The organism is Phycisphaerales bacterium, assembly GCA_035627955.1.
Classification (GTDB): domain Bacteria; phylum Planctomycetota; class Phycisphaerae; order Phycisphaerales; family UBA1924; genus JAEYTB01.
Genome location: DASPKU010000017.1, coordinates 16269 through 41888, shown reverse-complemented (window position 1 = coordinate 41888; position 25620 = coordinate 16269). Strand labels below are relative to the sequence as shown.

The 25620-nt window shown below is 67.6% G+C and carries 24 protein-coding genes; 14 read left to right on the top strand and 10 right to left on the bottom strand.

Translation table 11 applies throughout. The features are described from left to right. Window positions 1-142: 142 nt before the first annotated feature. Window positions 143-829 carry an RNA polymerase sigma factor gene (locus VD997_14460; protein HYE63194.1) on the bottom strand — a complete coding sequence of 229 codons (687 nt, stop codon included), beginning with the start codon at window positions 827-829 and terminating at the stop codon, window positions 143-145. A gap of 275 nt (window positions 830-1104) precedes the next feature. On the opposite strand from VD997_14460, the gene VD997_14455 reads away from it, so the two are divergent. From VD997_14455 to VD997_14440, 4 genes are all read left to right on the top strand, one after another. Further along, entirely contained in the window at window positions 1105-2550 is a 1446-nt protein-coding gene (locus VD997_14455) for a DEAD/DEAH box helicase (protein HYE63193.1), read from the top strand. A gap of 123 nt (window positions 2551-2673) precedes the next feature. Further along, complete coding sequence (locus tag VD997_14450; GenBank protein HYE63192.1) at window positions 2674-2937, top strand: UPF0175 family protein; 264 nt, start codon at window positions 2674-2676, stop codon at window positions 2935-2937. Continuing rightward, entirely contained in the window at window positions 2934-3425 is a 492-nt protein-coding gene (locus VD997_14445; GenBank protein HYE63191.1) for a DUF3368 domain-containing protein, read from the top strand. Before VD997_14450 ends, VD997_14445 begins: the two co-directional genes overlap by 4 nt. After that, on the top strand, window positions 3422-5116 hold the full coding sequence (locus tag VD997_14440; protein ID HYE63190.1) for a lyase family protein: 1695 nt from the start codon (window positions 3422-3424) through the stop codon (window positions 5114-5116). The genes VD997_14445 and VD997_14440 overlap by 4 nt, the downstream gene beginning before the upstream one ends. Before the next feature lie 71 nt (window positions 5117-5187). Here the strand turns inward: VD997_14440 and VD997_14435 are convergent, their stop codons facing one another. Continuing rightward, the gene (locus tag VD997_14435) at window positions 5188-5913 is read right to left on the bottom strand and encodes a hypothetical protein (protein HYE63189.1); all 726 of its coding nucleotides are present in this window, start codon (window positions 5911-5913) and stop codon (window positions 5188-5190) included. Between the two features lie 48 nt (window positions 5914-5961). Then, window positions 5962-7134 (bottom strand): zinc-dependent alcohol dehydrogenase, encoded by a 1173-nt coding sequence (locus VD997_14430; protein ID HYE63188.1) that lies wholly within the window; start codon window positions 7132-7134, stop codon window positions 5962-5964. Between the two features lie 155 nt (window positions 7135-7289). Between VD997_14430 and VD997_14425 the strand changes: the two genes are divergently transcribed. Next, complete coding sequence (locus tag VD997_14425; protein HYE63187.1) at window positions 7290-7778, top strand: hypothetical protein; 489 nt, start codon at window positions 7290-7292, stop codon at window positions 7776-7778. A 114-nt stretch (window positions 7779-7892) separates the two neighbouring features. Further along, the gene (locus VD997_14420; GenBank protein HYE63186.1) at window positions 7893-8360 is read left to right on the top strand and encodes a GNAT family N-acetyltransferase; all 468 of its coding nucleotides are present in this window, start codon (window positions 7893-7895) and stop codon (window positions 8358-8360) included. 588 nt (window positions 8361-8948) lie between these two features. Here VD997_14420 and VD997_14415 read toward each other — a convergent pair. The 3 genes from VD997_14415 to VD997_14405 form a co-directional block, all read right to left on the bottom strand. Next, window positions 8949-10025 carry a hypothetical protein gene (locus VD997_14415; GenBank protein HYE63185.1) on the bottom strand — a complete coding sequence of 359 codons (1077 nt, stop codon included), beginning with the start codon at window positions 10023-10025 and terminating at the stop codon, window positions 8949-8951. Window positions 10026-10216: 191 nt separating this feature from the next. Next, window positions 10217-10807 (bottom strand): hypothetical protein, encoded by a 591-nt coding sequence (locus VD997_14410; protein HYE63184.1) that lies wholly within the window; start codon window positions 10805-10807, stop codon window positions 10217-10219. Between the two features lie 74 nt (window positions 10808-10881). Beyond that, the gene (locus VD997_14405; protein HYE63183.1) at window positions 10882-11268 is read right to left on the bottom strand and encodes a VOC family protein; all 387 of its coding nucleotides are present in this window, start codon (window positions 11266-11268) and stop codon (window positions 10882-10884) included. Window positions 11269-11469: 201 nt separating this feature from the next. Between VD997_14405 and VD997_14400 the strand changes: the two genes are divergently transcribed. After that, window positions 11470-12024 carry a winged helix-turn-helix transcriptional regulator gene (locus VD997_14400; GenBank protein HYE63182.1) on the top strand — a complete coding sequence of 185 codons (555 nt, stop codon included), beginning with the start codon at window positions 11470-11472 and terminating at the stop codon, window positions 12022-12024. A gap of 80 nt (window positions 12025-12104) precedes the next feature. Further along, the gene (dnaN, locus tag VD997_14395) at window positions 12105-13283 is read left to right on the top strand and encodes a DNA polymerase III subunit beta (protein HYE63181.1); all 1179 of its coding nucleotides are present in this window, start codon (window positions 12105-12107) and stop codon (window positions 13281-13283) included. Here the strand turns inward: dnaN and VD997_14390 are convergent, their stop codons facing one another. Then, window positions 13284-13865, bottom strand: coding sequence for a Uma2 family endonuclease (locus tag VD997_14390; GenBank protein HYE63180.1), 582 nt, complete (start codon window positions 13863-13865; stop codon window positions 13284-13286). A gap of 76 nt (window positions 13866-13941) precedes the next feature. Here VD997_14390 and bamA point away from each other — a divergent pair, with 76 nt between their 5' ends. The 4 genes from bamA (at window position 13942) to VD997_14370 (ending at window position 19238) form a co-directional block, all read left to right on the top strand. Further along, window positions 13942-16422, top strand: coding sequence for an outer membrane protein assembly factor BamA (gene bamA, locus VD997_14385; protein ID HYE63179.1), 2481 nt, complete (start codon window positions 13942-13944; stop codon window positions 16420-16422). Window positions 16423-16547: 125 nt separating this feature from the next. Next, complete coding sequence (locus VD997_14380; protein HYE63178.1) at window positions 16548-17273, top strand: OmpH family outer membrane protein; 726 nt, start codon at window positions 16548-16550, stop codon at window positions 17271-17273. 4 nt (window positions 17274-17277) lie between these two features. Next, complete coding sequence (gene lpxD / locus VD997_14375; GenBank protein ID HYE63177.1) at window positions 17278-18330, top strand: UDP-3-O-(3-hydroxymyristoyl)glucosamine N-acyltransferase; 1053 nt, start codon at window positions 17278-17280, stop codon at window positions 18328-18330. Between the two features lie 41 nt (window positions 18331-18371). Further along, window positions 18372-19238 (top strand): UDP-3-O-acyl-N-acetylglucosamine deacetylase, encoded by an 867-nt coding sequence (locus VD997_14370; protein ID HYE63176.1) that lies wholly within the window; start codon window positions 18372-18374, stop codon window positions 19236-19238. Between the two features lie 143 nt (window positions 19239-19381). On the opposite strand, the gene VD997_14365 is transcribed toward VD997_14370, so the two are convergent. The 3 genes from VD997_14365 to VD997_14355 all read right to left on the bottom strand — a co-directional run bounded on the left by VD997_14365 (window position 19382) and on the right by VD997_14355 (window position 21601). After that, a complete protein-coding gene (locus tag VD997_14365) occupies window positions 19382-19855 on the bottom strand; it encodes a transposase (protein ID HYE63175.1) in 474 nt (157 codons plus the stop codon). A gap of 112 nt (window positions 19856-19967) precedes the next feature. Then, window positions 19968-20432: a ribose 5-phosphate isomerase B gene (rpiB, locus tag VD997_14360; protein ID HYE63174.1), complete on the bottom strand. Its 465-nt coding sequence runs from the start codon at window positions 20430-20432 to the stop codon at window positions 19968-19970. Next, window positions 20429-21601 (bottom strand): Sua5/YciO/YrdC/YwlC family protein, encoded by a 1173-nt coding sequence (locus VD997_14355; protein ID HYE63173.1) that lies wholly within the window; start codon window positions 21599-21601, stop codon window positions 20429-20431. Before VD997_14355 ends, rpiB begins: the two co-directional genes overlap by 4 nt. Window positions 21602-21853: 252 nt before the next feature. On the opposite strand from VD997_14355, the gene VD997_14350 reads away from it, so the two are divergent. Both VD997_14350 and VD997_14345 read left to right on the top strand, forming a co-directional pair. Then, a complete protein-coding gene (locus VD997_14350) occupies window positions 21854-22912 on the top strand; it encodes a prepilin-type N-terminal cleavage/methylation domain-containing protein (protein ID HYE63172.1) in 1059 nt (352 codons plus the stop codon). Window positions 22913-23008: 96 nt separating this feature from the next. Next, window positions 23009-25582, top strand: coding sequence for a ComEC/Rec2 family competence protein (locus VD997_14345; GenBank protein HYE63171.1), 2574 nt, complete (start codon window positions 23009-23011; stop codon window positions 25580-25582). The last annotated feature ends 38 nt before the right edge of the window (window positions 25583-25620 follow it).

Here is a 25620-nt window from a genome sequence, read left to right as displayed (position 1 = left end):
ACCCGCTCGGAGACGCCGGCGCGGGTGGAGGCTGAGCGGTTGCTCTCCTCGATGCGGGACAGCTTGCCCTCGATCCACTCGAGCATGTGCTCTTCGTTGAGCGGGGGGGGCGTGGCGTCGCCGGGGTTGGTCGGGCGGGTGGTCATGATCGGGAGGGCTTGACGGGGGCGGGGGTGACGGTGGGGACGGGGGTGGGCTTGTCGGCTTTCTCGAGGGCTTCGACGGCGTCTCTCAGGGCGGTGCGGGCGCGGAACAGGCGGCTCTTGATGGTGCCGACCGCCACGCCCATCACTTCGGAAATCTGCTCGTAACTCAGACCACGGCAATCACAGAGGATGAGAACGGCCCGTTGATCGGGGTCCAGGTGGCGGAGGGCGGCCAGCACCCGCTCCTGGTCCTCATGCGCTTCGACGCTCGAGAGCGACCCGGGTTCCCGTGACTGCTCGAAATCGAGGCCGCGGGAGGGGTCTGTCTGGGTCCCCCGGGCACCGTCCTGGAGGGCTTCGAGGCTGGCGGCCTTGCGGACCTTCTCCGAGCGGAGCTTGGAGAGGCACACGTTCATGGTGATCTTGATCATCCAGGTGGAGAGCTTGGCCCGCCCGTCGAAGCTGGCGATGTGCTGGATGATCTTGACGAAGGCGTCCTGCGTGAGATCGGCCGCGAGCTCGCGGTTGTGCACCATGCGGAGGCAGGTGGAAAACAGGCGGTCCTGGTAACGGGAGATGAGGGCGGGCCAGGCCTGGGTGTTGCCGGCGCGGATGGCGTCCACCAGCTTCTGGTCGTAGCTGTCCTCGTCGAGGGGCTTGTTGGCGGGGTGCTGCGGGGGCAACGTGCGGATTGTACTGATCAGTCGGGCTGAAGTGGCTGTGCGGGGCGGCCGATAAGCCAGTGTGCAGTCGTTTTCTCTATTCCATCCCACGAAGCTGCGGTTCGGACGCCGCTGGCCTATAGTGAGCGGATCGCCGGTAGTTCTCAGAGGGCTTGACTTCGGTCTCGCTTCCCGATTGGGCACCTGCTGGCGCGGCGAGCATCAGTGCACTCCAGCACATCGCCGCTCACTTTCACCAGTAGCGCCTGATCTGCCCTACCGAGGACACCTGTCTCATGTTGTTTGCTGATATTTCGCTTTCACCGGTCCTTCTGCGCGCACTTGCTCAGGAGGGTTACACCGCCCCCACCCCCATCCAAGCCCAGTCCATCCCGGTGGCCCTCACCGGCAAGGACGTGCTGGGCTGCGCACAGACGGGCACGGGCAAGACGGCTGCGTTCGTGCTGCCGATCCTGCACCGCCTGATGGCCACGCCCGCCGACAAGACCCGCACCGGCCCCGCCAAGGCGCGGGCGCTGATCCTGTCGCCGACGCGCGAGCTGGCCTCGCAGATCGGCGAGAGCATCGCCCGCTACGGCGCCGAGAGCGGCCTGGTGCACACCGTCATCTTCGGCGGCGTCAGCCAGTACCACCAGGAGAAGGCCCTGCGGCGCGGCGTTGACATCATCGTCGCGACCCCCGGCCGCCTCATCGACCTGATGGAGCAGCGGCTGGTCGACCTGCGCGAGGTGAAGTTCTTCGTGCTCGACGAGGCCGACCGCATGCTGGACATGGGCTTCATCAACCCCATCCGGCAGATCGCCCGCGAGATCCCCAAGCAGCGGCAGACGCTGCTGTTCTCGGCCACGATGCCGGGCTCGATCATGGAGCTGGCGGACTCGCTGCTCACCAACCCCACGAAGGTGTCGGTGGCGCCGCAGCAGCGCACGGCGGACAAGATCGACCAGAGCCTGTTCTTCGTGCCCCGCATGCAGAAGTTCAGCCTGCTGGAGCTGCTGCTCAAGGACGGCACGGCGTCCCGCGTGGTGGTCTTCTCCAAGACCAAGCACGGGGCCGAGAAGCTGGGCAAGCGACTGGGCCAGTCGGGCATCAACGCCGAGACCATCCACGGCAACAAGGCCCAGAACGCCCGCAAGCGCGCCCTGGACTGCTTCCGCAGCGGCAAGGCCCGTGTGCTGGTGGCGACCGACGTCGCGGCCCGCGGCCTGGACATCGACGACGTGACCCACGTGATCAACTACGACCTGCCCATGGAGCCTGAGGCCTACGTGCACCGCATCGGCCGCACGGCCCGCGCGGGCGCCAGCGGCAAGGCGATCTCCTTCTGTGACCACGAGGAGCGCGGGCTGCTGCGCGACATCGAGAAGCTGCTGGGCAAGAAGGTGCCCGTGTCCGAGACCCCCGACCTGCCGAAGGTCGAGTGGAAGCCCGAGCCCCGCGAGGGTCGCGAGGGCAGGTTCGAGGACGCACGCCACAACCAGGGCCACCGGCACAACGACCGAATCTCCACGCAGCCCTTTCACCAGAAGGGCGGCAAGCCGGCCAAGGCCCCTGCTATGAAGGCGGCCCACCAGAACGGCAAGCCGCGCCGGAGCTTCGGCTTCGACCAGCCGCTGGACGCGGTGCCGGCGAATTCTGACATCGTGCGGGGCGACGCGGCGACGCGCGGCCCGCGGGTGTTCGGGGCGAAGAGCTGGACGGGTGCGAAGCGGGGGTACTGAGCCGCTCTTTCTGCAACCGAGATGATCAGCGACGGCCTCTCCCTGCGGGAGGGGCCGTTTTTGCAGGGGACACACTGTGCCTGTGTTGATGCAGGCAGGTCGGCACATGCGTAAAATGGCGGCATGACCGTCACTTTCGATCTGCCGCCTGATATCGAGTCCATGCTGCGGACCAACGGGCAGGATCCATCGGCTGCACTCAAAGAGGCGGCGATGGTTGAGTTGTACCGTTGTGGCGTTCTCAGCGAATATCAGCTCGCGCGCGCACTCGGGCTTGAACGACTCCAGGTCGATGAGGTTCTCAAGCGGCACAATGTCCCGCTTGAGATGACGATCGAGGAGATCGAGGCGGAGGCCGAGACGCTCCGCGCAGGTCGCGGCGGATGATCGTCATCTGCGACACGTCGCCGCTCAACTACCTGATCCTGATCGATCACATCGAGATCGTGCCGAAACTGATGACCGATGTGGTCGCACCGCCTCAGGTGCTGGCCGAGCTGCAGCGTACGGGTGCGGCGGATCGGGTCCGGGCATGGGCCGCTCAGCCGCCCGCGTGGTTGCAGGTTCGCGCTCCGATGGAGATCGCTCCAGACCTCGCTCTTCATATTGGTGAGTCCGCCGCGATTTCGCTCGCTCTGGAGCTGAAACCTGCGCACTCCGTCCAACTCCTGATGGACGAACGGATGGGAAGGCGCGTCGCTCGTAGCCTGGGGCTTCCCACGCTTGGGACGCTGGCTGTGCTGCGGGATGCGGCACGTGGTGGCCTCATCGATATCGAAACGGCGATCTCGCGACTGCGACAGACGCGGTTCCGGGCAACGGAGCAGCTGTACGAGCAACTGCGACAGAGCGTCAGGCGGGAGAAGGACACATGACGAGCCAGTACGACACCTACACCTCCCCCCTCGCCGCCCGCAACGCCTCGAAGGAGATGCTGCGGATCTGGTCGCCCCGCCACAAGTTCCAGACCTGGCGGCGGATCTGGCTGGCGGTGGCGGAGGCGCAGCACGAGATGGGGCTGCCGGTCACGCGTGAGCAGGTGGAGGAGCTGCGGGCGAACCTGGAGGTGACGGACGCGGACATGCAGGCCGCGGAGGGGTACGAGCGGAAGCTGCGGCACGACGTGATGGCGCACGTGCACGCGTGGGGGGACCGGTGCCCGAAGGCGAAGGGGATTATCCACCTGGGGTGCACGAGCGAGGACATCGGGAGCAACGCTGACCTGATCATTCTCTGGGATGCGCTGCGGCTGATTGAGCAGAAGACGGCGCGGGCGGTGCTGTCGTTCACAGCGCCTGCGCAGCGGTGGGCCGCTGCTCCGACGCTTGGCTTCACGCATTACCAGCCGGCGCAGCCGGTGACGGTTGGGCGGCGGATTGCGAACTGGGCGAGCGACCTCAACCTCTGTCTTGAGGCCCTGGACCACCGCGCGAAGTCACTGCTCTTCAAGCGGCGCGGCCTCCGCGGCGCCACCGGCACGCAGGCGTCGTTCCTCAGCCTGTGCGGCGACGATCATGACCGCGTCGACCTGCTGGAGGCGGGCTTCCTGTACGAGCTCGATGAGAAGGGCTATGCACTCGCCCCCTGGAAAGCCGACGAAGCATGGGAAGCCGACAAGGCCGCGCGGATCGAGCGGCTTCGCTACGTCGCGTCGCGGGCCAATGACCCCAATGAGGGCGCCTCCGAGCAGGCGCAGAAGTGGCTGCGGCAAGCGGAGGAGCTCGCCACGATGCCGGTCGCGGAATACCGCGTGAGGGAATCGATCGACTTCACCGGCATGCGCACGTTCCCGATCGTCGGACAGACCTACCCGCGCGTTATCGACTCGCTGATCCTCTCCGACCTCGCCGCCACCGCCTCCGTCCTCCACAAGATCGCCACCGACATCCGCCTCCTCTCCAACCGGAAGGAGCTCGACGAGCCATTCGAGGAGAAGCAGATCGGCTCCTCGGCCATGCCCTACAAGCGCAACCCCATGCGTTGCGAGCGCATCTGCGGGCTCACGCGGTTCGTCATGAACCTCGTGGGCAACGCCTACGACACCGCGGCCACGCAGTGGCTGGAGCGCACGCTCGACGACAGCAGCAACCGCCGGCTGTCGCTGCCCGAGGCGTTCCTGGCCCTCGACGGGGCCCTCGACCTGATGCACAACGTCGCCGGCGGCCTCATCGTGCACGAGGCGATGGTGCGCAAGAACCTCATGGCCGAGCTGCCGTTCATGGCCACCGAGAACATCCTGATGGCGTGCGTGAAGGCGGGCGGGGACCGGCAGGAGTACCACGAGCTGATCCGCCAGCACGCGCAGGCCGCGGGGCTGCGGGTGAAGCAGGAGGGGCTCGACAACGACCTGCTGGAGCGGCTGAAGGCCGACCGGCACTTCTGGTCCAAGCAGCGCGGCGGGCCGCTCGGCGTTGAACTCGACTGGGACGGCCTCATGGACCCGATGAAGTACATCGGGCGGAGCGTGGAGCAGACGGAGCGGTTCCTGCGCGAGGTGGTGGAGCCGCTGAAGCAGCGGTACGCCGACAAGATCGCCGAGCTTGGCGAGAGCGGCCCCCGCGTCTGACCGCCCAAAAGGACAGGTGAGCGGCGCCGCAGCGCACCGCTCACCTCAACAACCCACGTGTGGTCAGCGCCTCAGCGCTCGGCCAGCAGCCCCGCTGTCATGATGTCCAGCATCGTCACGCCCAGCACCGCGGCGATCGCGATCTTCACGTTGCCGCGTTTGGGGTTGTCCTCGTGGTGCAGCTTCTTGAGCGAGTAGAGGTCGAGGAAGTCGCCCGCGACCCGTGTCCACATCCACGGCGAGCGGGCCCGCACGTCCTTCTGGGCCAGGATGGCGATGCCGTTAGCAATCTCGCGGAAGCCGTAGGCGCGGACGACGCCGCGCCGGTCCTCGGCGCCCAGCCACTTCGAGAGCCCCTCGGCGTTCATCACTTCGAGCAAGCCCAGGCCGATGCTGAACCAGCCGAGGCCCTGGGCCATGGCGTCGGGCGGCTCGCCGCGGCGGGGGTCGGGGGTGTCGGTCAGCTCGGTCTTGACGAACTGGGCCTCGCCCGCGGAGAAGCCCGCGGCCCCGAAGCGGGCGGGTGCGTCGTGCAGCGGCTGGCGCGCGGGGCGGGCGTCCATGGGGAGGCCCGCCTGCACGGCCTCGCGCTCGCCGATCTCCGTGGGCAGGTCGTAGCGCGGCGGGGAGTTTCTCGCGTCTCGCACGTACTCGCCCTTCAGCCCGCCCACGTCGCGGGCGCGCTCGTCGGTCTTCGAGCGGCCGAAGTCGCCTTGGCGGCTGCCGGTCCCGCTTTCCATCTCGGTGCCGAAACCAGGCGCGCCCTCGCGCCGGTCGTTGTCCATGCGTCCGTCCATCGCGTCACCTCGCGTTCGTGTCAGAGATTGACTCGCTCACAGCCCCGCTCACGGCTTGAGCACCACCTTGATGCACCCGTCCTTCTTGTCGCGGAAGGTCTTGTACGCCTCGGGGCCTTTCTCCAGCGGCAGCCGGTGCGTCACGATGAAGCTCGGGTCGATCTTGCCGTCCTCGATGGTCTTGAGCAGCATGCCGATGTACTTGGGCACGTGCGTCTGGCCGGTCTTCACCGTCAGCCCCTTGTTCATCAGGGCTCCGATGGGGATCTTGTCGGGGAAACCCGCGTACACGCCGGGGATGGAGAGCGTGCCCGCCTTTCGGCAGCAGTAGATCGCCTGCCGCAGCGCGTGGGCGCGGTCGGTGGTGAGCATCATCGACGACTTCACCTTGTCCATCACAGCGTCGGGCGCGCCCCAGCCGTGGGCCTCGGCGCCCACGGCGTCAATGCAGCGGTCGGGGCCACGCTCGTTGGTCATCTCCTGGAGCGTGTCGTAGACGTCCTGCTCCTTGAAGTTGATGACCTCGGCCTTGCCCTTGGTGCGGGCCATTTCCAGCCGCTCGGGCACCCAGTCGATCGCGATCACGCGCCCGGCCCCCAGCATCCACGCGCTCTGGATGGTGAACTGGCCGACGGGTCCGCAGCCCCACACCGCGACGGTGTCGCCCGGCTCGATCTCCGCGTTCTCCGCGGCCATGTACCCCGTGGGGAACACGTCGGACAGGAACAGCACCTGCTCGTCTTCGAGGTCGCTCTCGATCTTGATCGGCCCAACGTCGGCCCACGGCACCCGGAGCAGCTCGGCCTGGCCGCCCTGGTAGCCGCCCGCCATGTGCGAGTAGCCGTAGAACCCGGCGGTGGCGTGCCCCATCATTTTTTCCTGGATGGGGTTGTGGGCGTTGGTCACGTCGCAGCAGCTGTAGAGCTGCCGCTGGCAGAACCAGCACTGGCCGCACTGGATAGTGAAGGGGATGACCACGCGGTCACCCTTCTTGAACTTGCGGACCTCGCTGCCGACCTCCTCGACGATGCCCATCGGCTCGTGGCCGACGACGTAGCCGGGGGTCATGAACGGCACGTAGAAGTCCAGCAGGTGCAGGTCGCTGCCGCAGATGGCGGTGGACGTGATCCGCACGAGCATGTCGGTGGGGTTTTCGATTTTGGGATCGGGGACCTGCTCGCAGCGCATGTCGCCCTTGCCGTGCCAGGTGATGGCGCGCATGGAACCTCCTTGCTGACAAGGAGTAAGCGTCAGCGGCGTGAGCGCTCCGCCGGTGGCTGGCTGAAGCCCCATGCACCGGCTTGAGCTTCCGACCCGGTGGCGGAATGTTCACCGTGTGGAACTATGATCCAGCTCACCAACTGGAGATTGCATCGATGAAGAAGCTGATTGCTGTCACTGCCGCCGCGGGCCTGCTGGCCCTCACCGCCTGCGAGAAGAAGGAGCCCGCGCCGGTCAACCCCGCACCCAAGACCACCGGCTCCACCACCACGCCCGCGCTGCCGACCACCGGCACGAACACGCCAGCCATGCCGAACGTCAACACCGACACCAGCAAGCTGACCCAGATGGCTGGCGATGCCAAGGACAAGATGGTCGCGGGCGTGGAGTCGGGCCTGGCCTCCGCCAAGACCAAGCTGGACGAGTGGACCACCAAGGTGAGCGCCACGGCCGACGCGAAGAAGCCCGAGATGGAGGCCGCGCTGACCAAGCTCAAGAGCAGCTACAGCACCCTGTCCAGCGATGTGAGCCAGTTGAAGGGCAAGGCGGGTGAAGAGTGGGACAAGGCGTGGACGAACATCAAGAGCTCGTGGGCGAGCTTCGAGAGCTCCATGAACGACTTCACGGCGAAGTACAAGCCCTGAGGCTCACGACGCCGGGACTGAGGCCGCCGCGGCCGAAGTCCCGGGGCGCGACAACTGATGCTCGACTCAACACCCTCGCCCCGAGGGTGTTTTCTTCTCCACTACACTCGCCCCGTGCTCACCCTCCGCGAAGTCCGCGACAGCGACCTTGACATCTTCTTCCTGCATCAGCAGGACAGGGACGCGTGCTATCAGGCGGCCTTCGTGGGAGAAAACCCCTCCGACCGCACCGCATTCAACGAGCACTGGGCGCGGATTCGCTCGAAGCCGACGATCACGATCCGCACGATCGAGGTAGCGGGCGAGGTGGCCGGGTACGTTGCGAGCTTCATGCGCGGCGACGAGCGCGAGGTCACCTACTGGCTGGGGCGCGAGCACTGGGGCAAGGGGCACGCCACGGGCGCGCTGCGCGAGTTCCTGAAGAGCGAGCCGCGCCCGATCCACGCGCGGGCGGCGAAGGACAACACGCCGTCGATTCGTGTGCTGGAGAAGTGCGGGTTCCGGTTGCTTCGCGAGGAGCGGGGGTATGCGAACGCGCGGCAGTGCGAGATTGCGGAAGTGGTGATGGTGTTGAGGGCGTAGAAAGCAAAGAACCCCGGCGTGCGCCGGGGTTCTCCACCACACACACGCTCACCGTCTCAGCACTGGCCACCGCCGAGCACGCGGAAGAAGCTCTCGATGTCGGCGTCGGTGCCCACGTCGCCGTCGGCGTTGAAGTCCGCGCCTCCCTCGTAGCAGCTGGAGCAGCAGGTGCCGCCCAGGCAGGCGAAGAAGGCCTCGATGTCGGCGTCGGTGCCGATGTCGCCGTCGCCGTTGAAGTCGCTGTCGCCGCAGTCGGGTCCGGTGATGTCGGGGCGCCTGCGGACGCGCTTGAGCTCCATCTCGGTGCCATTCTTGGTGATCACGACGTGGCGGATCTTGCCGCCCGCGGTGGGCGCGGCCGGGGCGAGCGGCTGCACGGTGAAGTGGTCGACGTTGTCGAACATGAGGCCGTTGGGGAAGAGGATGCGCTCGGTCGAGATGGTGTTGCAGCCGAAGAAGACCCACTGCTGGAGACCGGCGTCCCAGATGTACTTGGCGGTGGCGCCGGGCGGGCAGGAGTGGTGCCACGTGGGCTGGGAGCCGCCGATGAGGATCGCCTGCGGCTCGCCGATGACGCCGCCGCTGGGATCAAAGCACGTGATCACGTAGCCGGGTGAGCCGTAGGCGGTGAAGTCGGCGCTGAAGGTGTCGGCGAAGTAGCCGTCGGCGGTGGGGTCTTGCTGCGTGAGGCTGATGCGGGCCGCGGAGCCCTCGTCGTCGTAGAGCTTCATCAGGGTGACGTGCCCGCGGCAGCAGTTGCCCCGCGCCAGCTCGAGCTTCCACGCCATCGGCGCCGGGGCCGAGGTCGAGCGACACGCCGTCCTGTCCGCTGCTCCCGAGGTTGTGCACCGGGAGCCGACGCTCATCGCACGAGCCATCGCCGTCGTTGTCGTCGCACACTTCGCCGATGTGCGCCTGGCCCAGGCCGAACGACGAGACGCCGAGGGTCTCGATGGTGGCGCTGGTGAGGGTCAGGCTGGGGACGCCGATGGCGCTGACCAGCATGGAGTCGATGTTGGACGAGATCGGCGGCGAGCCCGGGCCGCTGGTGGGCGTGATCATCATGCGGCCCTGGTAGGTGTAGGTGCCCGTCTCGCCGGTGCTCGTCATGCAGGCCCAGCCCATCCACAGGAACGGCGGGCAGCCGTTGCACGCGCTCATCCACTTGTAGATGAGCACGGGCGTGCCGCCGTTGGGGCAGGTGAAGTTGGGGACCCACGGCTTCGCCGCGATGGGGCCGCTCACGTCGTAGTCCTCGGTGATAGTCCCGTCCTCGGACAGCACCTTGATGTTGATGGAGGAGGCGCCGAGGCTGGAGAAGTCCCAGTGGAACGTGCCCGTGCCGTTGCCGCTCGAGATCATGCGGTGGTTGCCGTAGATAAGGCCGTCCCAGCCCTTGTGGCGGATGCGGACACCGCCGCCGGCCACGCTGAGGACCGGGGCGATCTCGACACCGGTGCCGCCGCCCATGGACGAGTGCAGGCGGAGCTCGACACCGTCCTGCCCGGAGGAGCCGAGGTTGTGCACGGGGAGGCGGCGGCCGTTGGGTGTACCGAGCACCGCGCCGCCGGTGGCGGTGTGCTCCAGCCCGCTGACGACGGTCTGGGCAAGGGTGGTGCCGGCGAGGGTGGACAGAATGATCGCGCTGGAGAGCAGGGAGTTCATGGGTCTCGTCCTTTTCTGGGCCGCGGTGCGGCGTGTGGTTGTGGTGGGGACACCATGACTTCCCCGCTGGGTGGGGGATCTTGCAGGGGCTTGGCGAAATCGTGGGTAGGTCGCCGAGGCCGTCGAGGTCCACGAACGAAAACAGGCGTGCCGTGGGGCACGCCTGTGGAGCAGATTGCTGAGGTCGTTGATTACTTCACGCGTTTGGCCGTCACGGCCTCCATCCAGCCTTCCTGGCCCTTCTCGTACCAGCTCCAGCGGCTCTTGAAGTTGTCGTCGTCGATGAAGTTAATGACGACGCTGTCCATGTGGCCGACGTCGCGCGACTTCATGTTCGTGCCGTCCTTGAACTCGAAGGTCGCGGTGTTGCCGTCCTCGCTGACCTTCGTAAGCGTCAGGCGCGGCTGGTTCTTGGCCATGCAGTAGTGCGTGAGCATGAGGGTGTCGCCGTCCATGTGGTACATGGTGACCATGGCCATGTCCGGCTTGTCCTCCATCTCGTTGCCCATGAGCACCGAGCCGCCGGCGATGAGCTTGTAGCTCTCGGTGAACTCGCCGATGCCCGAGCTCTTGCACTCCCACTTGCCCTGGAACTTCTTCATCTTCTCGAAAACGGCCAGAGCCTGCTCCTTGGTCGGCTTGCCAGCCTTCGCGGGCGCGGCCTCCTTGGGAACGGGCTTGTCGGCCTTGGTCTCAGGCTGCGAGTGGTTGTGCGAGTGCTGGGCGAAGAGCGCGGCCGTGGCGACGGCGGTGACGGCGGCAATGGTGACGAGCTTCTGCATGGGGTTCTCCAAGGTCGGATGGGAGAGAGGCATCGAGGCACGCGGCGTCAAGGCATGAGGCGGCTGAGTGAGACTCAGTGGCCGCCGCCCTGGAGGTCCTGGAACAACATCAGGGCGTTGCCGTCTGGGTCGAAGAAGGTGGCGAGCTTGACCATGCCGGGGAACTCGTGCGTGGGGCCGTCGAAGCGGACCTTCTTGCTCTCGAGCTGTGAGCGGGCGTGGTCGATGTCCTTGACGCCGAAGGTGGGGACGGGGCCGGCGCCGGTCTTGGGCTTCTGGTTGTCGGAGAGGCCGATGTTCACGCCCTTGATCTCGGTGGCGAGCTCGCACCAGCCGATCTCGGCGACGTCGTACAGCAGCTGGAACCCGAGGGTGTCGCTGTACCACTTGGCGGAGGCCTTGCGGTCCTTCACCTGCATGGAGAGGGTCAGTCCGCCGTTGAAGTTCAGGGGCGAGGGCATTGTGATTCTCCTGTTGAGTGCCTGACAGTTGAGCAGAAGGCCCGCAAGGCTCCAAGCGGGGCACTCCGATTCGTCGGAGGGAGGCCTTGCGGGCCCGATGGATACTTTTTATAGTAACGTACAAGGCGTGTCAAGCCTGTTCCGGGGTGTACGCTGTCGCAGCAACCAATCAACCTCCCCGACCTCTTCCACCGGCGCTGGATGCTCCCTGTCCTGGCCGAACTGCACCGCGGGCGCGGGTGCAAGTTCGTGACGCTCGTCCACCGGACAGGGGCGTCCCGAAAGGCGATCAACGACACGCTGGCGGCCCTCATCAGGCTGGGGCTGGTGATGCATAACCCCGGCTACGGCCACCCGTTGCGCCCAGAGTACCTGCTCACGACGCGGGCCATGCAGTCAGGCCCGGCGCTGCTGGCCCTCTACGACCTGCTGACCGTCCACGCCCTGCGGGACACCGCCCTCAAGAAGTGGTCTCTGCCAGTGCTGCTGAAGGCGGCGCAGGAGCCCGGAGGCGTCCGGTTTTCCACACTTCGCTCAGAACTGCCCACTATCACCGACCGTGCCCTCACCCTCGCCCTCAAGGACCTCCAGAGCGCCGGGCTGGTCGCGCGCCTGGTCCTGGACTCCTACCCCCCCACCACGCTCTACCAGCCGACGAGCGCGGCGACGCCGGTCATCGCGGCGCTGGAGGCGCTGCTGGGGGAGTTCCCGTGCCCCCCGGCCGGGGCTGAGAACCGCCGGCGGGCCCTGGGGTGAGCCGCCGGTGGTGAGACTGTCACCCCCGATCTCGATACACTCCGCCCACAAGCAGTAGTAGAGAAGAAGGACGGAGCCACATGAAGGTCATCTGCGATCGCGGCGCCCTGTTGGACGCCATCAACCTCGTTTCCGGCGCTGTCGCCGCCCGCACGCCCCGCGTCCAGCTCACCTGCGTCAAGCTCACGGCCAGCAAGGCCAACGGCGCGGGCGACCTCACCCTCTCCGCCACCGACGCCGAAGTCGCGCTCAAGCTCACGCTCACCCAAGTTGACGTGCAGCAGCCCGGCGAGGCGCTGATCCCTGCGGACAAGCTCCGCCAGATCGTCTCGGCCGAGGACGGCGACCCCACGCTGACGCTGGAGGTCGAGAACGAGGTGTGCCACATCCGCGGGGCGGATGCGCACTTCAAGGTGTTCGGCTACCCGCCGGCAGACTTCCCGCCGATCCCTGACTTTGGCATTCTGTCCACCGGCGATGCCAACACGCCCAAGGCCAAGGCGATGATTACGCACCCGGCCGGCTCGCTCAGCCAGCTGGTGGCCCGCACCCTGTTCGCCACCGCCCGCGAGAACTCGCGGTACGCGATCAACGGCGTGCTGCTCAAGCGCGACGGCAAGCGGCTGGAGATGGTGGCCACCGACGGCCGCCGCCTGGCCCTCGCCCGCGCGGCCCTCAGCGGCGGCGAGAAGGACAGCAAGCCGGTCACCTGCATCATCCCCACCAAGGCCCTCAACATGCTCCAGAAGCTGATCCAGGAGCATGATGAGGCGGTGCAGATCGCGGTGACGGACAACCAGATTCTGTTCAGCTTCGGCACGGCCGCGAGCCCGGGGCGGGCGGTGCTGGTGAGCAACCTGGTCGAGGGCGCCTTCCCTCCCTACGAGGACGTGATCCCGAAGGACCAGGATAAGAAGGTGACGTTCGACCGCGAGAGCGTGTCATCGGCGGTGCGGCGTGCGGCGCTGCTGACCAACGAGGAGTCGCGGGGCGTTCGCCTTTCCTTCACCGGGAAGGGCAAACAGCTCGAGCTCTCCAGCCGGGCGCCGGAGATGGGCGAGGCCAACGTAAAGGTCGACCTCAATGGTTACGACGGCGACGACATCGAGATCGGGTTCAACCCGCAGTTCATCGTGGATGCGCTGAAGGTGATGACGGAGCCCGAGGTGATCATGGAGCTCAAGGCGCCGGGCAAGCCGGGGCTGATCAAGAGCGGCAACGACTTCATCTATGTGGTGATGCCGGTGACGCTGCAGTGATCAATCGCCGCGCAGCGCCTTGAGGTCGAGCGTGAACCCCTCCAGTGAAACCGATTCGATTGAGTCGGTTTGGCTGGTTTGTTCGACCAGTTCGTTCCCGATCCGACGCCACGCGCGAACGTTGGCAGTATCGGGGTCAATCACCCAGTACTCGGCAACACCGAACCGCTCGTAATCGCCGCGTTTGGTGATGAGATCGAGCGCCTTGGTGCTCGGCGACAGGATCTCGATCACGAGCTGGGGCGGTGTGGTCAGCCGTTGCGGAAGGGATTTCAGAACGCCGGGTGCGTAGAGCGCCAAGTCTGGTCTGTAAACCAGCTTGGGACCAACCTGCAGATCCACGTCCGGGATCACCCGCGCACCCGCGTGCGAGCGTCGCCACTGACCCGCTTGTTCCTGCAGGAGCTGCAGTAGTTCCTGGTGGCGGGGAGTCGGGGCTGGCGACATCAATACGACTCCATCGATGAGCTCGTACCTGGCCTGAGTTTCGCCGATTTCGAAAAACTCGTCGGCGGTCATCCGCAGCCCGGCGTAGCCGAGCCTGTCCGGGAGTTGACCTTCGTACTTCGGAGCTGCCGACATGCCAGAAGGATACTCGCCGCCCCCGGTTTGTGCCCACCAGCTTTGGCGGGTATTGTCCTGACCCACGATGCCGGTGATGCGTCCACGAACCCTGCTGATCAGCGCCGCACTCTTCGCGGCCGGCGCCTTTGCACCGCGCGTGCACGCGCAGCCGCAGCCGCCGGCAACCCCGTCAACGCCGCCGGAAGGTCAGCCCGATACGCAGCCGACGCCACCTACGCGCCAGGGTGTGCCGCCTGAGCTTGAGCCCTATGAGGGTCGCCTCGTGCGACAGGTGACCCTCCGCACGCCCGAGCGTGTGCAGGATGGCCAGACCACCCCCGGGCAGGCGCTGGACCAGCAGACCGAGAGCCTGGCCCGCAACCAGCTGCGCCTGCGCGAGGGGGCGCCGTTCTCAGCGCTCACGGTGTCGGACGACATCGCTCGGTTGGACCGCCTGGGGCGGTTCAAGCGGGTGGAGAGCCGCGTGCAGCTGCTGTCGGACGGGTCGGTGGAGCTGGTGTACGTGCTGGACCCGCGCCCGGTGGTCACGGCCGTGCAGACGGTGGGCAACCGCGCCTTCGGCGACAAGGACCTGGTGGCCGGCGACGCGATGGTGGGCGCCCCGATCGACCCCGCGTTCATCGAGCGCATCGCCCGCGGCATCGAGGCGAGGTACCAGGCCAAGGGCTACGCCAACGCGCTCGTCACGGTGGACCAGAAGGAGCTGGACGAGAGCGGCATCGTGCTGTTCCGCATCCGCGAGGGCGAGCGCACGCGGATCACGCTCGTGCAGTTTGAGGGCAACGTCTCGCACTCGGACCGCGAGCTGCAGGGGGCGATCAAGACCAAGGCTGCGTTCCTGCTGAACAAGGTGCCGCTGGACGAGGACACGCTGGCGCAGGACGTGACGTCCTTGATCCAGTTCTACCGTGACCGCGGCTACCTTGATATCCGCGTGGGCTACCGCGTGTTCCCCAGCCCCAACGGCAAGGAGGCGATCGTCCAGTTCGACGTGGACGAGGGGCGGGTGTACACGCTGCGGAGCGTGCAGAGCATCCTGCCCGACGAGAGCGCCCCGATCTTCACCAACGAGCAGCTGCTGGGGTTGATGGAGTCGCAGCCGGGAGACGTGTACAGCGAGGCCAAGCTCAAGCGCTCGGTGGACGCGATCAAGGACGCGTACGGCAAGCTGGGGTACTACGACGCGAAGGTGGATCGGCGCGAGAACCGCGACGTGAACCGCCCGTTCGTTGATGTGGTGCTGATCATCACGCAGGGCCGCCGCTGGAAGACCGGGCTCATCGAGGTGCAGGGCAACGACATCACCAAGGACGAGGTGGTGCGGCGGCAGCTGACCATCCTGCCCGACCGGCCGCTGGACAACACGGAGATCCGCGAGAGCGAGCGGCGGCTCCGGCAGACGCAGCTCTTTGACCGCCAGCGCAGCCGCATCACGCCGCAGCCGGAGGACCCGGACAACCCCGGCTACCGCGACGTGCTGGTGGAGATCGAAGAGACCAACACGGGCAAGTTCTCCATGGGCGGCTCGGTGGGCAGCGACGGCGGCGTCGTCGGCCTGGTCAGCCTCCAGCAGAATAACTTCGACATCACCGATTTCCCCGACACCTTCGGCGAGCTGGTGAAGGGCAACGCGTTCCGCGGCGGCGGGCAGCAGTTCACGATCGCCGCGATGCCGGGAACCGAGACGGGCGAGCTTTCCGCCTCGCTGACTGATCCCTACCTGTTCGGCACGGACTACACCGGCAGCGTGAGCGCCTACTACCGCACGCGCGACTTCCGGTCCTATGACGAGCAGCGCGTGGGCGCGTTCCTCTCGCTGGGGCGGCGGTTCGGCTCGCGGTGGACGTTCTCGGTGCCGCTGCGGGCCGAGCAGGTGCAGCTGACGTCTTTCGAGGACAACGCCCCGGTGGACTACTTCGAGGTGGAGGACCCGCAGCTGCTCACGGCCATCGGCGTGAACCTCCAGCGGCGCACGCTCGACGACCCCTACCTGCCCACGCGCGGCACGCGGATCGCGATGGGCGTGGACCAGTACCTGGGCGACTGGACCTTCAACCGCATCACGGCCGAGTACGACACGTACATCCCGCTGAGCGAGGACGTGCTGGGACGGGCGACGGTGCTGCGGCTGTCGACCTCCGCCCGGTACATCCCACAGGGGCAGGAGGACGTGCCGTTCTACGAGCGCTTCTACCTGGGCGGCAGCAACTTCCGCGGCTTCAAGTACCGCGGGGCGTCGCCGGCGGGTCGTCGCGCTGACGGCAGCATCACCGACGACCCCGTTGGCGGCATTTTCAGCTTCTTCGCGGGCGCGGAGGTGCGGCAGCCGGTATGGGAGGACGTGGTCTCGATCGTCGGCTTCATCGATTCGGGCACGGTGGACACCGAGCTCGCCTTCGACGACTACCGCGTGTCGGTGGGCGTGGGGCTGCGGATCTACGTGCCGGCGCTCAGCCCCGTGCCGCTGGCGTTTGACTTCGGCTTTCCGCTGCTGAAGCAGGAGACCGACGAGAAGCGCGTGTTCACCTTCACCGTGGACTTCCCGTTCCGCTGACTGTTTTCGCCGCCCGACCGGCACACGGCCAGGCGGGGTATCATGCGTGCTGCCAGTCGTTTGCAGGCACGACAACACGCACAACACGGGCGCCAACAGCGACCCGCTTCAGGGGATTACCCGACATGAACACGCTCCGCTCCGGTCTCTTTGCTTCGCCCGTGGTGGCGGCGCTCGTGGTTGGCGCTTCGCTGGTGGGGGGCATGGCCCTCACGGCCCACTCCTCGCCCGCCCCCGCCGCGGCGCCGGTGAGCGTGGCGGTGGTCGACATCGCCAAGCTCATCAACGGCCTGAAGGAGCTCGAAGACCGCAACATGGGCAACAAGCCCAAGCTCGATGAGTACAACGCCAGCCTCAAGCAGATCAAAGACCGCATCGAGAAGCTCACCAGCGACCTCAACGACAAGATCCCGCAGAAGGACTACACCGCTCGCTCCGCGGCCATGTCGGAGAAGTACGAGCTGGAGACGCTGTACGAGACCCGCTTCAAGATCTACCAGCGGCAGCTCGACGTGCTCAAGGGCGACACCATCACGCTGCTGTACAACAAGTCGCTGGTGGCGATCGAGGCGATGGCGAAGAAGGAGGGCATCGACCTGGTGATGATCGATGACCGCAGCGTGAAGCTGCCGGAGGTCGGCCAGGCGGTGCAGCGCGACGTGTTCGGGGCGATGGACAACAAGCGGATGCTGTACGTCCGCGACGGGATGGACATCACCGACCGGCTCATCAGCCTGATGAATGAGCAATACCTCGCGGGGCCGCGGGCGGCGAACCCGCCGGCGAATACCGGCGCGAACCCTGCGCCGGCCAGCCCGCCCGCCAATCCGGCCCCGCTGAACAACCGCTGAGAACGTGGCGCACGAGCGGGCCATCTCCATCACCACCGGCGAGCTCGCGGCCCTCGTGGGCGCCGAGCTGCTCGGCCCCCCCACCATCCGTCTTGAGCGCATCGATGCGCTCGAGCGGGCGGGCGCGGGCACCCTGTCGTTCATCCGCTCGGGCGCGTACCTGAAGGACTGGGAGAACGGCAAGGCGGCGGCGGCGCTGGTGAGCCGGGATGTGCCGCTCGGGGTACTTCGTGAGACGCTTGGGAATGGGAGCGCGATGCGGGAGGCGCGGGCACTGCTGGTGGTGCCGGATGCGGACCTGGCGATGGTGCGCGTGCTGGATGTGTTCGCGGCGCGGTCCGCGCCGGTGAAGCCGGGTGTGCACGCGACCGCGGCCGTGGACCCAGGCGCAACGGTCTCGCCCTCGGCGTTCATCGGGCCGGGCTGCACCGTGAGCGCGGGGGCGGTGATCGGCGAGAACGCGGCCCTGATCGCGCAGGTGCACGTTGGGCATGGCGCCAAGGTGGGCGCGGGCACGACAATCCACCCGCACGTGTCAGTGCTGGACCGGTGCGTGGTGGGCGCTCACTGCATCATTCATCCGGGCGTGGTGATCGGCGGGGATGGCTTCGGCTACCGGCCGAGCCCCGACGGGCGCGGGCTGGTAAAAATCCCGCACATCGGCAACGTCGATATCGGCGACCATGTGGAGATCGGCGCCAACACGTGCATCGACCGCGCCAAGTTCGGATCGACGGTGATCGGCAGCGGCACCAAGATCGACAACCTGGTGCAGATCGCCCACGGATGCCGCATCGGCCGCTCGTGCATCATCTGCGGCAAGTGCGGTCTCGCGGGCTCGGTGGTTGTCGGCGACGGGGTTGTGCTCGGCGGCGGAGTGTCGGTCGCGGACAACCTGGAGATCGGGTCAGGTTCCAAGCTCGCAGCGTTGTCGGGCGTCGTGAACAACGTGCCGCCGGGGTCGATCTGGATGGGCGCGCCGGCGGGCCCCGCGGGCGAGTGGCGGCGCACGTACGCGGCCCTGCGGCGGCTGGGGAAGAAGCCGTCGCGCGATTGACCACTCCCCGTCAACGCGTACGCGCGTTCGCGAGATAACGCATGCACCGCCGGACTATCAGCCGTGAAACACCCACCTTGCGAGGGCCGGGGTTGTTCAGCGGCGAGGAGTGCGCGGTCACGATCCGGCCCTCGGTGGTCGCGAATGGGATTCTGTTCACCTCGCCGGGGCGCGGGCCTGTTCAGGCTCATGTGTCGCGGTGCGTGGACTGGAGGCCACGGGGGTTGCCGGCGGGGCTGCCCATCCGTAACACGTCCATCGGCGCGGGTGACTGGTCCGTCGGCACGATCGAGCACGTAATGTCGGCCCTCGCGGGGCTGGGGATCACCGACGCGGTGGTGGAGGTGCAGGGGCCGGAGGTGCCGATCCTGGATGGATCGGCGCTGCCGTTTGTGGAGGTGCTCCTGCCGCTGGTGGTTGAGTTCGAGCGGGAGCAGGACCCGATCGTGCTGCGTGGGCCGGTGGAGGTGCAGGATGGAGGTGGCGGGGTGGTGCGAGCTGAGCCGCGGCCCGGCGGCTGGTCGTTCACCTACGCGCTCGATTACGGGCCGTCTTCACCGATCCAGGCGCAGGCGGCGGTTTGGAGCGGTGACCCGGCGGAGTACGCCCGTGACATCGCGCCGGCCCGCACGTTCTCGCTTCGCGCGGAGGCGGAGGCCGCGGCCCGCGCGGGGCTGTTCACGAAGTTCTCGGCGCGCGAGATGGTGGTGGTGGGCGACGACGGCCAGCCGATCGACAACCAATGGCGGATGCGCAATGAGCCCGCGAAGCACAAGCTGCTCGATCTGATCGGGGACCTGGCGTTGCTCGGGCGTCCGCTGGCGGCGGACGTCACCGCGACGCGCTCGGGGCATGCGTTGGTGCGCGAGTTCTGCCGGAAGGTACTGGAACAGGTACAGGAAGCCTGAGCGTCAGCGAGGGCATCGCCGCGCTTCGCGGCGATACGAGCGACACCCGTTGACCGCAAGTGTCTGTCCACACCAGCGCCGAGCGTATGGCCGCTCAGTCGCGGCCATGCCCTCGCTGACGCTCAGGCCTCCTGTCGGCTCCTCTACTGCTGATTGAGCACGTAGTCGATCTTCTCTCGGAGCTTCTCGTAGGTGAAGATGTACTGAGTGCTTCCGTGGCGCGACCACACCTTTGTGCCCCGTTGGTTCAGCCCGGCTTCGTTCAGTCGGCGCGTTCCCCAGGCCTTCAGTGAGTTCATGACGAAGTCCTTCTCGCGGTTCGCCTTCACCACGCAATGGACGTGATTGGTACGAACATTGAGGGCGTGAAGTATCCATTGGTGGTGCTCGCAGACACCGCGGAGCGCCGCGTCAACGCATGCGCGTTGCGCATCCGAGAGAGCGACGGGATCGTGCTTCAGGTGTTTCTCATCGTACTTCAGCCACTCGGCGTCCGGCTCGATGAAGGGAGTTCCGAACTTATTGCGCGACTCGTGCACCGACCCGCGCTCATCGCCGTGCAGCCACGTGCCGTAGGTGCGGAACGTGATGAAGTAGGCGAGCGGCTCGTTGTACATCCGGGCGAGCGTACCGCGCTGGGGTGCCTTTCGATTTCCGGTGCCCAACGTATGGCCGCTCAGTCGCGGCCATGCCCTTCCTGACGGTCGGGCTTCTTGTTTCGCACCGACCTCACTCCTGCACGGTGGCCGGGTCCACGCCGTTCTCCATCGCCGCGATCTTGCGGATGCGGCGCGAGTGGCGGCCGCCCTCGAACTGCGTGTTGATCCACACCTCGGCGATCTTCTCGATCAGCCGCTGGCCCAGCAGGTCGGCGGAGAGGCAGAGCACGTTGGCGTTGTTGTGCGAGCGCGATAGCTGGGCGGTGAGCTCGTCGTGCACCACCGCGGCCCGCACGCCCTTGACCTTGTTGGCCGCGATCGACATGCCGATGCCGGTGCCGCAGATGAGGATGCCCAGGTCGGCCTGGCCCTTCGCCACCGCCTGCCCGACCATGTACGCCCGCTCGGGGTAATCGGCGGGAGCGCCGCTGCAGTCGCCCAGCAGTTCGGGCTCGTGGCCCTGGCGCTTGAGCTGGTCGGCGAGGCTCTTGATCCCCGCGATCCCACGGTGGTCGGCGCTCAGCGCGATCTTCATGGCGAAGTCCTTTCAGTAGACGTGGGGGTCGTGGGGGCCTGGATGGCGGCGTCGAGCTCCCGCAGGCGGCGCTCGACGAGCGTCCTTAGCTTGCGGGCGGTGGAACGATATTCATCCTGCGTGCCGCCGATGGGGTCCTTGACGTCCTGGCCGGTGGGGTCAAGCACGAGCACCTTGGCCGCGGCTTGCGGCGCCACCGCCAGCACCGCCTGCATGTGCGAGCGCGTCATCGCGAAGATGACTTCGGCCTCGTTCAGGAGGTCACGGGCGAGCTCGCGGGCGCGGTGGTGGCCGTGATCGACGTTCATCTCGGCCAGTGCCTCACGTGCCTCGGCGGTCATTGGCTCGCCGGGCAGGGCCGACACCCCCGCGGAGGTCACGCGCGTGGGGATCGGGCTCTTGAGGTTCGCGAGCACGTCCCGGGCGATCGCCTCGGCCATGGGGCTGCGGCAGGTATTGCCGGTGCACACGAACAGCACCAGCCGCTCCACCTTCTTGCGGATGTAGCGCTCGTCGAAGAGCCCGCCGGGGATGACCTCGTACGTGCCGTCGCGCCCGAGGTGGATGCCCGTCGAGGGCTTGCCCAGGCGCGTGGGGCCATCATCGACCACGGCCGCGATGCCCATGCGCTCGATCGTGCCCTGGATGTCCTCCGGGATCTCCTTGCCGTCGCCCAGGCCAAAGGCGCTGATGCGGTCGGCGATGATCACGCCGCCCGCCCGCTCGATGACCGCGACGCCCAAGGGGTGGTCGGGGATGCGGACCCAGACCTCGTTGTTGCGGTCGATCACGCCGGGCTTGACACCCAGCTGCGCGAGGATCGCGGTGATCTCCTCGGGCGTCTTCTGCACCTGCAGGCGAACCGGGCCGGGGGTGAGCTTCTCGATGAGGCGCAGGTGCAGGGGGTGCGTGATGTTGAGCACCTCCAGCACGCGCTGGGTGCTTGGGGCGTGCCAGCTGCTCGCGGGCGGCAGCGGCGGGCGGTCGATGGGCGGCACCACGAGCGCGTGCAGTCGCGCCACGGCGTCCGCGTTGCGGGCGTCGCATGCCAAGCCGTAGACGGTCTCGGTGGGGATGATGGCGAGGCCGCCGGAGCGGATCGCTTCCGCCGCGGCCGCAACTGCCGACCCCTGCCCGCTGTAGCCCGATGGTGTGGCCAGTGAACTCACAAGGGGAGTATGGGCAGTGAACGCCCGGGGATCAAACCGGGCCTTCCCGGGGGGCCGCCAGGCCGGGTGATTCGGGCGTGTGGCGGTGGTCAGGTTCGGGATGCGGACGGGAATCTTCCGGAAAGTGCTTCGGCATCCATATTGTTCGCGGTAAGCTGGAATGGCTGAGGATGACCGATTCGAGCAACCCCGGACCACCGGGGCCGCGAACAGACCATGGATGTGCCGGGGTTCCCCGCCACGGAGACTTGTATGAAGCGTGACACGAATGTGCGGACGCGGGCCTTCAGCCTGATCGAGCTGCTGGTGGTCATCCTGATCATCGCGCTGATCGTGGCCATCGTGCTGCCGGCGCTGAGCGGCGTGCGGGCGAAGTCGCGCGAGATGGCGACGCGGAACCTGCTGCAGAACGTGTCGCAGGCGATCTCGGCGTTCCAGTTGGATAACAAGCGGCTGCCGGGCAGGTTCGCCGAGAGGGACCTCGGCCTCGCGGCCAACGGCGCCAACCCAGCCGGCATGGGCCTGACGTCCATGGAAAACGTGATGCTTGACCTCGCGGGTGGCGAGGTGCCTGCGGGTACGACGCCGCTGCCCGCCGGCAGCTTCAAGGTCGGGCCGCACAACACGGCTGCTCAGAACATCGACTACCACCCCGACCTGGTAGGAAAGGGCAAGTACTTCACGCCGCCCGCGCAGCACTTCACGATCCATAACGGCAGCGAGGTCAGCCAGAAGATCGCCTCGGACTCCGCTCCGGCCGAGAACATGCGGATGAAGGACCTTGTTGACGCCGAGGGCATGCCCATCATTCTCTGGATGTCGGATTCGTCGACCGTGGGCCCGATCGTCGATCACAACGACATGGCCCGGGTCGCACCCACGAACACCGCTGGCTCACGCTTCTACTGGAACTCCAACGCGGCTTTCCTGAACTCCACGCGTCTGGGCAAGAAGGGCGTCAACCAACAGGACCAGAGCCTCATCGGTTTCGCGAACGCGAACCGGGCGACGTCGCTCGCGGCCATCCTCGGTGCCCCCGGCAGCCCGAAGGACGTCACCCAGCCCTGCGCTCAGATCTACCCCTCGGCCCCTCGCGGGTCGTTCGTCCTCCATGCTGCGGGCCGCAACGGCGTCTTCCTCGGCAACGAGGAGCGGGGCGCGGCTGGCGCCACCGCCGTGCCGGGCAACAACTTGTTCTACGGCATGAACTTCAAAACCTACCCCAACACCGAACTGCGCGACGACCAGGACCGCCCGACCTCCACCGACATCATCAAGGACTTCGACGACCTGATCGTCGCGGGCAGCTGATCGGGGGTACCACGACCGTGCTCTGAAGGTCGTGTTCTCGCCGGTTCCAACCTACTCGAAGTGACAACACCCTGCCCCCGCCGATAGCTTGGTGGCGTGCAGGGTGTTTCTCCATCCACGCCCCATTCCGCGCCGGTCGCCGTGCCTGGAGCGTCGACCGCGGGGGACGGGCTGGCCCAGCAGCTCGCGCGGACGCGCCGGCGGGTGCTGACCGCGTTCGTGCTGGTGGCGGTCGGGCTGGCGCTGGGGCGGGCGTTGCCGTGGATGTCGTCGGCGTGGTTCGCGCTGGCGCTGGGCGCGTGCGCCGCGGCCATTGCGACCAAAGCCTGGGCCTGCCGCGCTGCCCTGGCGCTCGCCATCATCTGCGGCAGCGCGGGCTGGATGCACGCCCGTATCTTCGAGCACACGGTCCGTGACCTGGGCGTGCTCCTGGCGGATACGCGGACGCTGGTTACGCTCGAGGGCACCGTCCTCCGCACGCCGCGGGAGGTGAAGCCGCAGCGCGGCACGCTGCCGTTCCAATCGCAGCCGCGGGTGCGGCTTGACGTGGATGTCGACACCATCGTCACGGAGAAGGGCGGCCTGCCGGTGCACGGCAAGCTGTGGGCGCGCACTCCGCCGCCCGGCGCCGGTGCGATCGCTCTCCCGCGCGCCGGCGACCGCATCCGCCTCACCGGCTGGTTCGAGCCCATCGGTCCGCCGAGCAACCCTGGGCAGGACGACCTGCGCGAGTACGCCGCGCAGGTGGGCTTCGCGGGCTCGCTGACGCTGAGCAGCGCGACCCTGCTGCAGCCCATCGAACGTGACGGCAGCGCTCTCGGCAGCGTCAGTGCCCGCTGGCTCGCCGCCCGCGCGGCGCTCGAGGACCGCGCCAGACACCTCCTCACTCGCGCCGCCGGCAACCTCGAGGGCGAGGAGGGTGAGCGCTCGCGGGCCCTGCTGCTCGGGCTTGTGCTGGGCGACTACGACCCCTCGCAGCGCGAGGTGCGCGACGCGTTCGCCCGCCAGGGGCTCGCGCACGTGCTGTCCATTTCCGGCTTCCACCTGTCTGTCATGGCCCTGCTCGCGCTCTTCGTGCTGCGGCTGAGCGGCGATCGTGGGTGGCTCGAGCCCGCACTCGTGGCGGTCATCGTGCTGCTGTACGTGCTGATCGTGCCCGCGAGCTCGCCGATCCTGCGATCCGCGGCCATGGTGCTGGGCGTGATGGCGGCGGAAGCCAGCGGGCGCCGCTACGACCGCCTCACGCTGCTGACGTGGATCGCCGTGGGCCTGCTGCTGTGGCGCCCGCTGGACCTATGGAACCCCGGCTTCCAGCTCAGCTTCGGCCTCACGGCTTGTCTCTTCTGGCTGGGCCCCACCGTGCACGCCCGCATGTTCGGCGTGCCGATCCAGGGCATCGTGCGGAAGGAGATCCCGTTCTTCACGTGGACGCGTGACAAGCTGACGCAGAGCTTCTCCGCCGCCGTGATGTGCTGGGCCGTGTCGCTGCCGCTCATCATGCACCGGTTCGGGCTCATCAGCCCGCTAGCGATCGGCGCGACCATCCTGATCACGCCGCTCATCGTGCTGGTGCTGTGGGCGGGGTACTTGGCGCTGCTCGCGGGCGTGTTCATCCTGCCCGCGGCGGACTGGGCGGGGCACGTGCTGGCGCACCTGTGCCAGTGGTCCGTGGCGGGTGTGAACCTCTTCGACGCCGTGCCGTTCAGCGCGCTCTGCGTGCCGGTGGTGTCGGGCCTGTGGTGCGCGGGCGCGACGCTGGTCATCGTGGCGTGGCTGAAGTACTGGCGCTGGCGCGAGTGGCGGGCGTGGGGCGCGGGCGCGCTCGTCGGCGCGTGGTTGGCGCTCCAGTGGGCCAACCCGGGAGGCCTCCGGCGCGATGTCGCCCTGCGCATCGACATCCTCGATGTCGGTAATGGCTCGTGCTACCTGCTGCGCAGCGGTGATGATGCGGTGCTGTGGGACTGCGGGCCGATGCCGGGGAACGGGACGACCCCGCCGCTGGTGGGCGCGGTGCGGGCCTTGGGCGCGTGGAGGACGCCGAGGGTCATCGTCACGCACCCGGACCTGGACCACTTTGCCGGGCTGGCGGAGGTGCTGCACCCTCTGGGCGTGCGCGAGGTGCTGGTGCCGGCGCGGTTCATCGCGCAGGCGGCGGAGCAGCCGGCGGGAGCGGTTGCTGAACTAACGCGCGAACTCAAGGCCCGCGGCGTGCCACTCCGTGCGTTGCAGCAGGGCGACACAACGAGCATCGGCCAGACCACACTGACCTTTCTGTCCCCGCCGCCTGCGGCCGACTGGCCGCTGGATAACAACCACTCGCTGGTTGCGCTCGTCTCGACACCGGCGGACCCGCATGCCGCGCTGCTCACCGGCGATGTGCAGGATGAGGCGATCGCCGCGCTCCGCAGCACTCACCCTGGGCTGATGCCGCGCGTGCTGGAGCTCCCCCACCACGGCTCGGCCCGGCCGGCCGCGATCGACTTCGCGTGGCACCTCAACCCCGAGGTGGTGCTGCAATCGACGGGCGCCCTGCGGGCCGACGACCCCCGCTGGGACGGCGTGCGCGTGAACCGCACGTGGTACACCACGGCCACGGATGGGGCGAGCTGGGTGGAGTTTCGTGAGGGCGGCGCGCTCCACTCCGGCCCGCATAGGAACCGCCACCGTTAGGGAGCATGCGGCCCAGGTCGCGGGCCGCACGGATCGCG